The organism is Shewanella kaireitica, assembly GCF_023284045.1.
In the GTDB taxonomy this organism is placed as follows: Bacteria; Pseudomonadota; Gammaproteobacteria; order Enterobacterales; family Shewanellaceae; genus Shewanella; species Shewanella kaireitica.
In genome coordinates, this window is record NZ_JAKIKQ010000001.1 from 211174 (window position 1) to 226522 (window position 15349).

Sequence of the window (15349 nt, forward strand, 5' to 3'; positions counted from 1 at the left end):
CTTTCTGTCTCTTTGAAGTTTTACATAATTGCTGGAGCGGTCTTATTGAGCGATGTTAGCTCGCTCACACAGGGCTATGCATTTTTGCATAACCCATCATGCCGTTATGCATTCGTGCATGAGTAATTTGGCAAGCTGTGATCAAGTGTTCAGTTTGTTGTGAGCTATTGGTTTGTTGGTTGAGAGCAGTGCATATCAGGCTCAAAATGAATTCGAACTTAACAATTGACGACAACATTAACGATTGTCGAAATTACCGTGATGACTTTTACAAGTGGCGATAAGTGACTTGATGAGAGTGAGGATTTGAGATGAAAAACTTTAAAAAAGCAGTGTGCATTGCAACGCTTATAGGCTCAGCGGGCTTTATGGGTAATGCAATGGCAGCAGATAACTTAGCTGAATTCCATGGTGAAAACCAAGAGTGTGATAGCTGCCACATGCCTGATGGCGAGCTTTCAAATGACAACCTAAGTTACGAAAATGAGCAGTGTGTATCTTGTCATGGCACCATGGAAGAGGTGGCAAAAGAGACTGAACATGAACACTACAATGCTCACGCATCTCACTTCCCTGGCGAAATCGCTTGTACCTCTTGCCACAGCGCTCACGAAAAATCGATGGTTTACTGTGACTCTTGCCATAGCTTTGACTTTGACATGCCATACACGAAGAAGTGGGAACGTCATGAGCCAAGCATCGATGAGCTATTAAAAGACAAATCAGATCGTCAAGCTGCACTTGCTGCTGCACCACGTGACACTACAGATGTAGTGGTTATTGGTTCTGGTGGCGCTGGTTTCTCAGCAGCGGTTTCAGCTCATGATAATGGCGCTAAAGTTATTCTTATTGAAAAAGAGCCTGTGATTGGTGGTAACGCTAAGTTAGCAGCGGGTGGTATGAATGCCGCTTGGACTGATCAACAAAAAGCGAAAGGTATTGAGGATAGCGTTGAGTCAATGGTTAAAGACACCATGAAAGGTGGCCGTAACTTAAATGATCCAGCTCTTGTCGACGTATTGGCATCTCACTCAAAAGGTTCTGTTGACTGGTTAACTGCAATGGGTGCAGATTTAACTGATATCGGCCGTATGGGGGGCGCATCTGTTAACCGTTCTCACCGTCCAACTGGTGGTGCAGGTGTTGGTGCTCACGTGATTCAAGTGCTTTACGATAATGCGGTTAAACGTGATATCGATATGCGCATGAACACTCGTGGTATTGAGATCCTAAAAGACGACAAAGGCAACGTTAAAGGCCTGCTCGTTAAAGGTATGTACAAAGGTTACTACTGGATTAAAGCTGATGCTGTTGTATTGGCAACAGGTGGTTTCGGTAAGAACAATGACCGTGTAGCGAAACTTGATCCAAAGCTAAAAGGTTTTGTATCAACTAACCAACCCGGTGCGACTGGTGATGGTATTGATGTAGCGGGTAATGCTGGCGCTGCGATGCAAGATCTACAGTACATCCAAGCTCACCCAACACTGTCTGTTAAAGGTGGTGTGATGGTTACTGAAGCGGTACGTGGTAACGGTGCAATCTTGGTTAACCGCGAAGGTAAGCGTTTCGTCAACGAAATCACCACTCGTGACAAAGCCGCTGCTGCTATCTTAGAGCAAACAGGTAAAACAGCTTACCTAATCTTTGATGACTCTGTACGTAAGTCACTAAGCAAAATCGATAAGTACATCGGTCTAGGTGTCGCACCGACTGCTGACTCACTGGTTAAGCTGGGTAAACTAGAGAACATCGATGGTAAAGCATTGACTGAAACTGTGGCGCGTTACAACAGCTTCGTGACTGCAGGTAAAGACGCTGACTTTGAACGTCCAAACCTACCGCGTGCTCTTAATGAAGGTAACTATTTCGCGATTGAAGTGACTCCTGGTGTTCACCACACTATGGGCGGCGTGATGATTGACTCTAAGTCTGAAATCTTGAACGCTAAGAAGCAGGTTATTCCTGGTCTATACGGCGCAGGCGAAGTGACAGGCGGTGTTCATGGTGCTAACCGTTTAGGTGGTAACGCGATTTCTGACATCGTCACCTTCGGTAGAATGGCTGGTGAAAATGCAGCTAAGTACTCTGTTAAAAAGTAGTCTTTAGTTACTTTCAAAATGAAGCCTTCATCTGCATAGATGAAGGCTTTTTTGTATCAGAAACTTTGTCGTAAGTTGCTTAAGGGGCTAGAGATATCAAGCTGCGCTTAATAAAAGTCGCGAGCTTCCAGCTCACGACCTTAGTTGTTAGACGAAGTCTGATTTTTATACGTTGGTTAAGCGGAGTTTGATAGTCGTCAACTAATGACTAACCAGTCACAAAAAAGCGCAGCTCCCGAAAGAACTGCGCTTTTTAATCTACTGGCGTTGTACTAAAACAACGTCAATTTAGATCGTTGGCTCTTGTGAGTAATCAACTTGATGATACTCAAGGCATGCGTCAACTTCATTGGCAGAACCTAAGATAACCGCCACACGTTGGTGGATCTCTGTTGGCTCAATATCCATGATAGTTTCATAACCGGTAGACGCTTTACCACCTGCTTGTTCAACCAGAAACGACATTGGGTTTGCTTCATACATTAAGCGCAATTTGAATGGCTTGTTCGGATTCTTATTGTCTGTTGGGTAGGTGAAGATCCCGCCGCGGCAAAGTACTCGGTGAACATCGCCAACCATGGCGGCAATCCAGCGCATGTTAAAGGCTTTTTCACGTGGACCAATGGTGCCTAGTAGCAGATCGTTAATGTAGGTCTGCATTGGCGCTTCCCAGAAGCGTTGGTTCGACATGTTAATGGCAAACTCAGCAGTGTCTTTGCTGATGCTCATAGCTGGATCAGTCAATAGATACATGTTGGTTTCAGGATTAAGGGTGAAAAGTTGCACGCCTTTACCTGTGGTGAGAGCCAGCATAGTAGAAGGGCCATAAAGCACATAACCTGCGGCAACTTGTTTACGACCCGCTTGCAAGAAGCTTTTTTCTGAAAACTCACCGGCTGGTGCTGGTAGTACCGAAAAGATAGTACCTACTAATGAGTTGATGTCGATATTTGATGAACCATCTAATGGATCAAAACATACTAGAAACTCGCCGTTTGCATCGGCGTCAACCACGTAGTCTTCCTCTTCAGATGCTATGCCGCGTACTGTACCGTCAGCTTTTAGCGCATCTTTGAGCATATCATTGGTGATGATATCCAGTTTCTTTTGGGTTTCACCTTGAACATTTTCTTGCTCTGTTGCGCCCAAAATACCCGCTAAGGCACCATGGCGAACGGCATGGCTGATCTCGATAGAGGTGTCAGCTAAGGTCAGGATCAGTTTTTCAAGAGAGGGAGAAATTGCTTGCGATGTCAGGTTTTCAGCCAGAGTCTGCATGTTGTTTCCTATGACAATTTAATCATCTTAAATTGAGTTAGAGGTCGGGATTTTTAGTTTTAAACTTTTTATTGTCGGCGATGATACCTGAGAATGGCAGTTTTTTCAGCTGTAAAGCGCACACGCCAGTGCATATTGTCTGCATTGTTTTTGTTTTGTTGATGTTTGAGGCACAATGTAGGCGAATTTTCGGTCTAAATGCGCTTCAAAGGCGTGTTATCCAAGGAATAATAATGAAAAAAAATTGGATGAATTTGCTGCTTGCCACACTTCCTATGATGATGGCACCTTCAGCAATTGCACAATCTACAGCAAATAAAGGTGGCGATAAGCCGCTAACTATCGAACGTATGTATGCCTCGCCAGCTTTAGCTGGTACTAGCCCGCGTGGGCTTAAGCTTTCGCCAGATGGTAAGCGAGTGACCTATTTGGCTGGCCGTAAAGATGATCAACATTTTTATGATCTTTGGCAGATGGATGTAGCAACCGGCAAGCAAAGCTTGTTGCTTGACGCTGATAAGCTAACAATTGGTGAGCTATCCGATGAGGAGAAAGCACGCCGCGAACGTCAGCGTATTTATGGCCAAGGCATTATGGAATATTTCTGGGCAGATGATAGCCAAGCTATGCTTATCCCAGCCTCAGGTCAGCTGTATTACTTCTCGGTGAAAACCAATCAAGTAAAACTGCTTAAAACTGGTGAGGGCTTTGCGACCGATGCAAGACTGTCTCCTAAGGGCAATTACGTCTCTTTCGTACGTGAACAGAATTTGTATGTGCTGGATCTTAAATCAGAGAAGGTTACTGCATTAACCACTGATGGCGGCGGCGCGATTAAAAACGCCATGGCGGAGTTTGTTGCCCAAGAAGAGATGGGTCGTATGACGGGTTATTGGTGGTCACCTGATGAATCAGCGATTGCCTACACTCGGATTGATGAATCTGCTGTTGAGTTAGTCACCCGTAATGAAATCTACGCTGATGGCATTAAACTTACCGAGCAACGTTATCCATATGCTGGTAAAAATAACGTAAAAATTGCGTTAGGTGTAGTTTCGCTTAGTGACAGTAAAGTCGCATGGGTTGATTTAGGTAAAGAAACTGATATCTATATTCCACGGGTTAAGTGGCTGCCAAATAGTAAGCAGCTCTCCTACCAGTGGCAGAGCCGCGATCAACAATCGCTCGACTTAAGAGTCGTTAACATTGATGATATCAAACGCAATAAAGATTTGGTGCAGGAGCGCAGCGAAGCATGGATCAATCTAAATAATGACCTGCATTTCTTAAAGAAACAGAAATCGTTTATCTGGGCGTCGGAGCGTGATGGTTTCAACCATCTTTACCTAATAGGGCTTGACGGCAAGGTTATTCGTCAGCTTACCCAAGGTGATTGGGCGGTAGATGCTGTTGAGTACATCGATGAAAAAGCCGGGGAAGTGTACTTTACTGGTCGTAAAACTAAAGTCACTGAAAGGCAGTTATATCGGGTCGCTATTACTGGTGGAAAGGTCGAACCTATAAGCAGCCGCTCTGGTATGCATTCAACTGTGTTTGCCGATAATCAGCCAGTCTACTTAGACTATTTTAGTAGTTTGTCGCAGCCACCTCAGGTGAGTTTGCACAATGAGTCTGGTAAGCGATTAGCCTGGGTTGAGCAAAATGAAGTTATAAAAGGCCACCCACTTTATGACTATTTTGGACTGTGGCAAATACCAGAGTTTGGCGAGTTAACCGCTGAAGATGGACAAGCGTTACAGTACCGCATATTTAAGCCTACAAACTTTGACGCGAGCAAGAAATACCCTGTGGTTGTTCGCGTTTATGGTGGTCCACACGCACAACTAGTGACCAATAGTTGGAGTCATCAGGACTACTTTACTCAGCATCTATTGCAGCAAGGCTTTATCGTTTATCAATTAGATAACCGTGGTTCTGCTCATCGTGGTACTAAGTTTGAGTATGTGATTTACAAGCAGTTGGGCGATGCTGAAGTTAATGATCAAAAAGTGGGCGTCGATTACTTGCGTAGCTTGCCGTATGTCGATGGCGATAATATTGCTATCTACGGCCACAGTTATGGCGGTTATATGGCGTTGATGAGTCTGTTTAAGGCACCTGATTACTTCAAGGCCGCAATCTCTGGTGCACCAGTATCCGATTGGTCATTGTATGATACCCATTACACCGAGCGTTACCTGAGCCACCCCGAGACAAATGCTAAAGGCTATGAGGCGAGTAGTGTGCTGCCATATGTCAAAGGTTATCAGTCTGGATTGTTGATGTACCACGGTATGGCTGATGACAACGTGCTGTTTGAAAACAGCACTCGTGTATATAAAGCGCTGCAAGATGAAGGTAAATTATTTCAGATGATAGATTACCCCGGTTCTAAACACTCTATGCGTGGTGAAAAAGTAAGGGTGCATTTATATCGTTCGCTAGCAGACTTTTTGGACCGTGAACTAAAATAGAGTTAACTATTTCAAAATAGGTATAGAACTAATTTAAATTTATGCCTATTTTGATTAACCGAAGATTAAATATCGTTAATAAGATGGTTTGTTTATTCTTAATCTTAAAAAGCGACCCGTATTGGGATAAAGCAATATTTATAATTATCGTTGGCTTATTTGACAAGTGAGAATTATCTGCTAGCAGAATTTAACTTGTTGTAGAGTCAGTTTAAGGTTTAATTAAGGCTAAGCTATCAAGTTTAATAGCTTAGTTATTTGATTTTTTTCTTCGATTTTAGATACAAAAAAGCCAGTCAAATGACTGGCTTTTATTTTAATAGAAGATTGGATTAGTCTTCTAAGTTACCACAAAAACGGTAACCTTCACCGTGGATGGTAGCGATGATTTCTGGTGTATCTGGCAAGCTTTCGAAGTGCTTACGGATACGACGAATCGTCACATCAACAGTACGGTCATGTGGCTTAAGCTCACGACCAGTCATTTTCATTAGTAGGTCTGCACGGCTAAGGATCTTGCCTGGGTTCTCTACAAAGTGCAGCATAGCGCGGAATTCACTACGTGGCAGCTTGTAAGACTCACCTTGTGGGCTAACGAGAGAGCGGCTGTTGATTTCTAAGCTCCAACCGTTGAAACGGTAGAACTCAACTGCACTTTTCTCTTCAGACTCAGCACCAGTGCTATTTACACGGGTCAATAAGTTGCGAGCACGGATAGTCAATTCACGTGGATTGAATGGCTTAGTGATGTAATCATCAGCGCCAATTTCAAGTCCAAGGATCTTGTCTACTTCGTTATCACGGCCTGTAAGGAAGATAAGGCCAATGTTATTAATTTCACGAAGTTCGCGTGCTAATAAAAGTCCATTCTTGCCGGGAAGATTAATATCCATCACGACTAAGTTAACTTTATTGTCTTGCATAGCTTTATGCATTTCAGCGCCATCATTGGCTTCAGATACCACATATCCTTCTGCTTCAAAAATACTTCTAAGTGTGTTTCTGGTAACTGCTTCATCTTCAACAATCAGAATGTGCGGGTTTTGCATATTAATTACCTAATCTCTGTCAATTCTATTCTAACCATGAGTATAAATAGTTTTATACTCCATAAAGTCATGCTGATATTTCACTGATACACGCTGGTGTTTTCAAATTCTATTCTGAAACAGCAACACACTTAATGATAAGTAAAGTATGGGTATCTCACATATGGAAAACGTAAACTGTATTTCCTTCGATAAACAATAGGGACAAGAAGTTCCTTAACGATTGTTTTTTTTTGAAGTTTAAATGTTAAATCAAACATAGATCACATTTGGTACAGCCGTGTGGATTACTCTTCTATCTGTTTCAGATATGTGTAACAAAATGTGTCGTCACATGTATATCAGTGCGAGTTAATCAACAAGACCTATTGTACTCGTTTTAGGCATTTGTTAACAAATGAAATGTTAACAAATTTACTGGAAGGCATGACTTAGATCACGTTAAAGTGATTAAGTGATTGATAACAAAGGTAAGTTAAATTTTATTTACTGTGATCGGTATCACATCTATAGGCAGCCCTAACGATTTTGCTATAATAAAATCACTTCAATTGGAGAATTTGTTAGCAATGAATCACTCAGTAGAAAGACTTTGGCACGAATATCAACAAACGGAATTCTTGTTCACACAAGGTTTATCTCCCAATATTTCATTTGCAATCATCACGGCTCACAATCCGAAAGGTGAATCATTGGCTCCCAGTCAAAATCGATTGCTCGACCGTAAGTTACTGCAAGAGATCCTCGGTTTACGACGCCCTTATCGGGCGATAGTAGGCGCCTCTCAAGATCGCAGTCATATGGAAAAGAGTTGGGCTGTAGCAACCGATAAAGCTTCTGCGATTAAACTTGGCTGCAAATTTAATCAAAATGCTATCTATTATGTCGAGTCTGACAAATTGCAGTTGATCCCTTGCTTGTTGTCACAACAGGAAACGGTTCTTGGTGCGTTTTCACCGAGGGTTAATGTGGTGCATGAGTTGCCTGATAGCGTGTAATCACAATTGACATCAAATCAAGATGGGCGGCTTTGACACGAGCTGCTATTTACTGGTTGGTATAATTCTAAAGTTGTACAAATTTTGTTTGACTTGCTGGCGTTAATTATATATTTTTCACTTTCTTGATTTGTATACAAATTGAGTACAGAAGAGGAGCGTTAACTAGGTAGTGAATGAGAGGGACCAAAACCCAAAGATCATTCATGAGGGAGATTAGCGCCGAGATATTAAAAGCTTTTTGGATAGCTTTAAGTATCGGTCGTTCAGGCTGAATCCTGTCGATTGTCACCTATTATTATGGTGGAGAGCTTCTGGTGACGATCGCTGTTTCCCATCAATGGGGTGCATATCTTAGCACCAGGCTCTTCGAACGAAGTTAGTTCGGAGCTTATTCATGTTAGTTTTTCAAAATACCTATTCTATGCAGATTCCATTTAACGTGGAGGCTGACTTATGTCTTTAACCAATGGTTTAACAGTTGCTAAGTTTGGCGGTACTTCAGTAGCTGATTATGATGCTATGCACCGCTGCGCCGATATCATTATCAATAACCCTGCTACAAAAGTGGTGGTGGTGAGCGCTTCAAGTGGCGTCACCAATAAGCTTGTAGCACTGACTCAAGCTACAACAACCTCAGAGCAAAGCAAACTGCTGATAAAGCAGATTGCTTCTATTCAGTATCAGATCCTCGATAGACTCGGTCACCCAAGTGATGTGGCTGCAAAAATTGATGCGGTTATTAGTCATATATCGGTACTTGCTGAACGCTTAGTATTGAGTCGCAGTAAAGCTGTTATGGATGAAATGCTATCGCAAGGCGAGATGTGCTCGTCGGTATTCTTCGCCGCTGTATTACGTGAGAAAGGGGCTTCTGCTGCAGCATTCGATGTGCGACAAGTGATGCGAACGGATAGCCATCATGGCCGTGCAGAACCACAAATAGAATCCATTGCTCAACTTGCTGAAGCACATTTAGCGCCATTGTTGAATTCTCAAGTAATAGTTACCCAAGGTTTTATAGGGGCTGATGAAGAGGGAGTTACCACGACTTTGGGGCGTGGCGGCAGTGACTATTCAGCAGCACTATTAGCTGAAGCGCTGCGGGCAACCGCGGTTGAGATCTGGACTGATGTTGCCGGGATCTACACCACTGATCCAAGACTTGCACCCAATGCTAAGCCTATTGCTGAAATCAGCTTTAATGAAGCGGCAGAGATGGCCACTTTCGGTGCTAAAGTATTGCATCCAGCCACTATTCTTCCAGCGGTTAGGCAAAAAATCCAAGTGTTTGTTGGCTCAAGCTGGACACCAGAACAAGGCGGTACTTGGATCCGTCATCAGGTGTCTAATGAACCCGTTTACCGCGCAGTCGCGGTAAGAAGAGATCAAACACTGTTAAATCTTCACAGTCTACAAATGCTTCACGCACAGGGCTTTTTAGCGGAAACTTTTGCTACGTTGGCAAAGCATAAGATCAGTGTTGACTTAATTACCACTTCAGAAGTGAATGTGGCGTTGACCCTAGATAAAACCGGCTCTGATTCGAGTGGCCATGGCTTATTGAGTGAGTCGCTACTGCAAGAGTTGTCGCAACATTGTCGAGTTCGAGTCGAAGATGGTTTGGCATTAGTTGCTGTTATTGGTAACAGAATTGCTTCAACGGCGGGTGTATGTCGCAGAGTGTTTGAAGTACTTGAACCTCATAATGTACGCATGATTTGCCAAGGCGCTAGCCCGCATAATCTATGTGTGTTGGTAGAAGAAGCTGAAGCTGCTGATGTGATCCGCGCACTGCATGAAAACTTGTTTGAATCATAATCTTTGTTGAATATTAGCCGCTGTTGAAGCAAGGAATCGAGTACACATGATGCAATTTACCCAATCTAACCTTAATGTTGGCGAACTGGCAACAGGGCAAGAGCTAAGCATTCCTGTGTACCGTGTGGCGGCGAAAGACCCATCTGCGCCGAGTGTATTTGTGCAAGCGAATGTTCACGGTGCAGAAGTGCAGGGAAATGCGGTTATTTTCCAGTTAATGAAACAATTGGAAGCTATGGATGTGCGCGGTGAGGTGACTTTATTGCCACTTGCTAATCCATTAGGGATCAATCAAAAGAGTGGTGAGTTTACTCTTGGGCGCTTTGATCCTATTACTGGGGTTAACTGGAACCGAGAGTATCTTGAACACTCAATCGATATCCCTGCATTTTATCAACAACATTGTCATCTAGATGATACACAGCTAAAGCAGCAATTTAGGCTGGCGTTGTTGGCATCATGTGAGGCGAATTTAGCAAACCCTTGGGGCGTGACGACAGGTAAAAGGCTTGCTGTCACGTTGCAAACGTTAGCACATCAAGCCGATATTGTGATTGATCTGCATACGGGGCCAAAATCTTGTAAACATCTTTATTGTCCTGAATACGATAGAGACTCTGCAAAGTTCTTTTCTATTCCTTATAGTTTAATCATTCCCAATGATTTTGGCGGCGCAATGGATGAGGCAGCATTTTGCCCTTGGTGGGCGCTGGTTGAGCATGCAGCTAGCCAAGGCCGAAAGATGCCAGTCCCTGTTGCGGCTTTTACATTGGAGCTGGCAAGCCAAGAGCGTATTGATATGCAGGATGCCCTGGTCGATGCTCAGGGGATTTTGGCCTATCTTAGCCATCGCGGTGTGATCAACAATAAGGTTGTTCCGGCCGATATGCCTCGTTTTGGTTGTTTACTCAAAGACTACAAGAAATATCATGCACCTAAAGGCGGATTAGTGGAGTACTTAGCCCAGCCTGGTAGACCACTGAAGGCAGGTGAACCGCTGGCTAATATTCTTAGACTTGACTGCTATGGCACTGAAGATGAATTAACTTCGCTGCAGCTTGAGCAAGATTGTGTGCCCATTCTTCACTTTGCTTCAGCCTCTGTTTATCAAGGTACTGAGTTGTATAAGCTGATGACTAATGTGTTCACAATAGGCTGAAGAGTAACAGCAGTGGGTCAACTTTTATCATCGATTAGAATCCTGCTTGAAATAAGTTTGCCCACCAAGAACTAATCAGCTTCTAGTTTGCAAAACTCGCCTAGGTGATACTTTAGTTGTGGTGCTGGTAACGTTTAAAAGCTGATTACAAGTTTTGCCTGGAAAGTGGCCATTTCGTATTTTTAACAAGCTTATAGTCTGTATTTTTTTGTTAATTTTTTCTCGCTTTATATATCATCTGTTATAAGCGTTTTTTTATTTTTGATCACACCCCCTTATGCTGGTGTTAAGTATTTGTTTTACTTGACCTTATTGTCATCACCATAAGTCTCGCCTTTCCTTTCACTTACTCTGCAGGTATTTTTTTTGCATATTTATTCAGTATTGCTATCTTTACAAATGTGTCATTTCGTATCTTTTTGTATCTGCCTTGTTAAATCCTTGTTTGCCGACTTGTTTTTATTGTGTTAATAATGCTTTCCCTCAGTCAAATGTGCTACGGAAAGTCATTTTACTTTAGCTTTCTTCTTGTAGAGATGCCGAGGCTACAACAAAGCAGGATAAAACAAAAAATACTATAAAGTATTAAGGAATTGACAAGTGAAAACAAAAATCGCAATTGCAGTATCTACTGCATTGGTCACCATGTCAGCAAGTGCGCTAAGTGCTCAGTCTGAACATAACATTACCCTAGTAACTTCAACTGAAGCTAATGCCCATATCAAGAAGGTAGACTCAAAGTCATACGCTGATAATCAAGTTATTCGTAATAACGCTATCTTCACACCAGAAGCTAATTTGGGGGCTGGTAGCTATAGATATTTTGTACGTTTGATTGAGAGCCCTGTAGCGCTTTATCAAGGTGGGATTGAGGGCTATAAAGCTACGTCAGTTGAGAAAGTTCAGGGAAAGAGTCGTAAACTTGATGTAACCAGCTCGAATGTGAAGTCATACCGTTCGTTTCTAAATTCACGTCAAGACAGTGTGATTCAAAAAGCTACAGCGGCATTAGGCGAGCTAAATGTTAAGCAAAGAACAACGCTTGCTTATAACGGTTTAGTTGTGGAAATGACCCAAGCTGAAGCGACTAAGCTTGCTAAAGTTGCCGGGATTGCCAATATCCAGCGCGAGATTTTGCGTAAACCTATGACAGACTCAGGTCCAGCTATCATCAAAGCGCCTGCTGTTTGGAGTGGTGAAGCTACAGGTACTGAAAGTAAAGGTGAAGGTATGATCGTCGGTATTATTGATACCGGTATTAATACTGACCACCCATCTTTTGCTGATGTTGGTGGGGATAAATATGATCACACTAACCCATGGGGCCAAGGTGTTTATTCTGGCGATTGTGCTGGAGATTTTGCTGAACTTTGTAACGATAAATTGATTGGGGTTCATAGCTGGCCTGCAGTTACTGACCTTTACTTAGATTATGATATCGATGTACCTGCAAATGGTGAAGATCACAATGGTCATGGTTCACACACTGCTGGTACTACAGCGGGCAACGTGCTTGTCGATACTAATGTGCCAAACGTTGATGGCGGCGATACAGGTGTTGTATTTGCATCTATGTCAGGTGTTGCACCGCATGCAAACATTGTTTCATATCAGGTTTGTTTACCGGGTGAAGATGACGATATTGGTTTTGCTGGGTGTTTACCATCGTTAACTGTTCTAGCGGTTGAGCATGCAATTGAAAACGGTGTTGATGCACTTAACTACTCTATTGGTGGCGGTTCAAGTAATCCATGGAATGATGCTGACGCATTAGCTTTCCTATCGGCACGTAAAGCTGGTATTCATGTTGCGACTTCTGCAGGTAACTCGGGTCCAGGCCCTGAAACTGTGGGCTCACCTGGTGATGCGCCTTGGCTAACAACAGTTGCTGCATATACTCATGACCGTGACTTCTCAGAAAAAAGCATAGGTGCATTTACTGGTGGTGATACAGCAGCTCCGAGTGAACTGACTGGTAAGTCAATGACGGGTGGGTTTACCGGTTCTATCGTTTACGCTGGTGATTTTAAAAACAGTAACGATCCCGATGGTGATCCGGCTCAGTGTCTAGAGCCATTCCCTGCAGACACCTTTGCAGAGAACTCTATTGTTGTTTGTGACCGTGGTGCTATAGCTCGTGTAGACAAAGGCCGCAATGTTCTAGCAGGTGGTGCTGATGCATTAGTTTTAGCAAACTTGCAAGGCGGAGCTGCTAGTGTTGTCGCTGATGCTCATGTATTACCAGCAATTCAAATTGATGCTGATCAAGGGGATAAGCTTAAAGCTTGGCTGGAAAGTGGTGCTGAGCACATGGGCACAATAACGGGTACTGAAGTGATTCAAGATGAGAAGCTAGCTCGTATTGCTGCCGGCTTTACTTCTCGTGGACCAAATAAATCAGTTCCTGACGTTATAGCGCCATCTATTGCTGCACCTGGGGTGAGCATTTTTGCGGCTTACGCGAATGATCAGTCCGATGCATTTAAGCAAAATCCAGATCCTAGTGATTATGGCTTCTTAAGTGGTACTTCAATGGCTAGTCCGCACATTGCGGGAGCATTGACACTGCTTGCAAGCATCCACCCTGATTGGACTCCTGCTGAGATTCAGTCTGCATTGATGATGACGGCTAACCAAGAAACCTTCAAAGACGATGGTGTTACACCATCAGATTTCTTTGATATGGGTGCGGGTTATGCAAATGTCGAAGCAGCTGCGAAGGCTGGTCTTGTGATGGATGAGAGCTACGTTGATTATGTTAAGGCAGATCCCGCTTTAGGTGGTCAGCCTTCACAAATCAACTTACCAACAATTGCTAATGCTAAATGTGTTGGTGAATGTTCATGGACTCGTACTGTAAAAGCAACAAAAGATGGTTCTTGGACTGCAAGTACCATGGGTGTAACAGATGGCTTAGTTCTTTCTGTAATGCCTGCATCGTTTGAGTTGAAAGCGGGTGAATCACAAGAGCTAACCATTAAAGCGGACGTTTCTTCGGCAAGTGCTGGTTGGAATTTCGCAAACATCAAGTTAATGTCAGAAGATATGCCTGAAGCGAAGCTTCCTGTGGCGGTGAAAGCTAATGGTGATAATTTACCTACAAGCCTCGATATTACAGCGGGTCGTAGTGAAGGGAGCATGACTTATTCAGGCTTTGTTTCTAATGACCTAGTTAATATTAAAGCTGGTACCTATGACAAATCGACAGACATCATTGCACCTGCAACTTTGAATGTTGCTGAAGATGGCTTCGACTTTGTTGCACTCAACTTCCCTAATATGATGCCTAATGTCATATTCTCTACAGCTTCAGAGACTGCGCCTGATGTCGATCTAAGAATATTGGATGCGACGTTTACTAATATTGGTAGCAGTGCCGGTCCTGATTCTAACGAGTCTGTAGCCTTTACGAATCTTCCGGCAGGTACTTACTATATCGTTGTTGATGGTTATAAAGCCTCGACTCCAGGTGGTACCGATGAAGTGACATTGAGCGTTACTTCAGTATTAGCAGATGAGGATTCATTGAGTGATGATGTTTCTGTATCAGTGGAAGAAGCTGAAGGTGAGTTTAGCCTTACGTTTGACTGGGACACTGATAAGAACTCTGCTGGTATATTGATTCTGGAGTCTGGTGATGGCTCTAACGTGGTTCAAGTGCCGTATAGCATTACACGTAAAAATGATGTCACTATGATGACTAATCTATCTGATGCAATGCCTGCGGGTGTCGCTAGCCGGGTTAGTTTTGATGTAGCACCTAACTTTAGTGATGAAGATAAAGAATATTCATTCTCTGCTCAGATGTCAGCTGGTCACAAGGTCGCAAACATCTCGAATGATGGTACACAAGAAGGTAACACTATTACTTGGACTGTGATTCAAGCTGCTTCTTCAGGTGAAAATCTATCAGTTGGTTTTGATTTAATTCCAACTAAAGCGGGTTCAGCTTATGCACTTAAGCTAACGAATGCGTTTGATGAAGATGAAGTTGAGAGCACCTTCAAATTTGGTGTTCAAGAGGTTGCTCCTGTAGCAATGGTAGATGCGCCAAGTTGGGTAGTCGAAGGTCAAACTATCAACATGAACGGTTCAGCATCTTACGATGGTAACGACGATGAACTGACTTATAAGTGGTCACAAACTGGGGGATTACCAGTCCTATTTGATGATGCTGCGGAGTCATTCATGTTTGAAGCACCAAAAGTTGATGCTGAAGGGGCTATTTTATCATTTGAGCTAACAGTTTCAGATTCAAATGGTAACTCTGATACTACAACGGCTGTTACTTCAGTAACTAATGCTGAAAAGTTGGATGATGGCGGTTCTGTTGGTTGGATGGGACTACTGTTGTTACCTGCAGTTTGGATTAGACGAAAAATGAAGTCATAAGACTTTAATTTGGCACTATATAAAAAGGCTAACTTAATAAGTTAGCCTTTTTTAATTCCAGTTGATAGATAAGCGC

Annotated in this window: 8 protein-coding genes and 1 riboswitch; of the genes, 6 read left to right on the plus strand and 2 right to left on the minus strand. The window is 43.1% G+C overall.

Annotation, left to right across the window (positions count from 1 at the left end):
• Nucleotides 1-311 precede the first annotated feature (311 nt).
• Nucleotides 312-2102 carry a flavocytochrome c gene (locus tag L2730_RS00845; RefSeq protein ID WP_248972854.1) on the plus strand — a complete coding sequence of 597 codons (1791 nt, stop codon included), beginning with the start codon at nt 312-314 and terminating at the stop codon, nt 2100-2102.
• A gap of 288 nt (nt 2103-2390) precedes the next feature.
• On the opposite strand, the gene L2730_RS00850 is transcribed toward L2730_RS00845, so the two are convergent.
• Nucleotides 2391-3380 carry a class 1 fructose-bisphosphatase gene (locus L2730_RS00850; RefSeq protein WP_248972855.1) on the minus strand — a complete coding sequence of 330 codons (990 nt, stop codon included), beginning with the start codon at nt 3378-3380 and terminating at the stop codon, nt 2391-2393.
• A 275-nt stretch (nt 3381-3655) separates the two neighbouring features.
• Here L2730_RS00850 and L2730_RS00855 point away from each other — a divergent pair, with 275 nt between their 5' ends.
• Nucleotides 3656-5854 (plus strand): S9 family peptidase, encoded by a 2199-nt coding sequence (locus tag L2730_RS00855; RefSeq protein WP_428848425.1) that lies wholly within the window; start codon nt 3656-3658, stop codon nt 5852-5854.
• Nucleotides 5855-6186: 332 nt separating this feature from the next.
• Here L2730_RS00855 and arcA read toward each other — a convergent pair whose 3' ends face one another.
• Nucleotides 6187-6903: a two-component system response regulator ArcA gene (arcA, locus tag L2730_RS00860; protein WP_020914329.1), complete on the minus strand. Its 717-nt coding sequence runs from the start codon at nt 6901-6903 to the stop codon at nt 6187-6189.
• A gap of 569 nt (nt 6904-7472) precedes the next feature.
• On the opposite strand from arcA, the gene L2730_RS00865 reads away from it, so the two are divergent.
• The 4 genes from L2730_RS00865 to L2730_RS00880 all read left to right on the plus strand — a co-directional run bounded on the left by L2730_RS00865 (nt 7473) and on the right by L2730_RS00880 (nt 15273).
• On the plus strand, nt 7473-7901 hold the full coding sequence (locus L2730_RS00865; RefSeq protein WP_248972857.1) for a DUF3293 domain-containing protein: 429 nt from the start codon (nt 7473-7475) through the stop codon (nt 7899-7901).
• A 143-nt stretch (nt 7902-8044) separates the two neighbouring features.
• Nucleotides 8045-8223, plus strand: a riboswitch (Lysine riboswitch).
• A 134-nt stretch (nt 8224-8357) separates the two neighbouring features.
• A complete protein-coding gene (gene lysC, locus L2730_RS00870) occupies nt 8358-9722 on the plus strand; it encodes a lysine-sensitive aspartokinase 3 (RefSeq protein ID WP_248972858.1) in 1365 nt (454 codons plus the stop codon).
• A gap of 49 nt (nt 9723-9771) precedes the next feature.
• Nucleotides 9772-10881 carry a succinylglutamate desuccinylase/aspartoacylase family protein gene (locus L2730_RS00875; RefSeq protein ID WP_248973168.1) on the plus strand — a complete coding sequence of 370 codons (1110 nt, stop codon included), beginning with the start codon at nt 9772-9774 and terminating at the stop codon, nt 10879-10881.
• 600 nt (nt 10882-11481) lie between these two features.
• Nucleotides 11482-15273: a S8 family serine peptidase gene (locus tag L2730_RS00880; RefSeq protein WP_248972859.1), complete on the plus strand. Its 3792-nt coding sequence runs from the start codon at nt 11482-11484 to the stop codon at nt 15271-15273.
• Nucleotides 15274-15349: the final 76 nt, after the last annotated feature.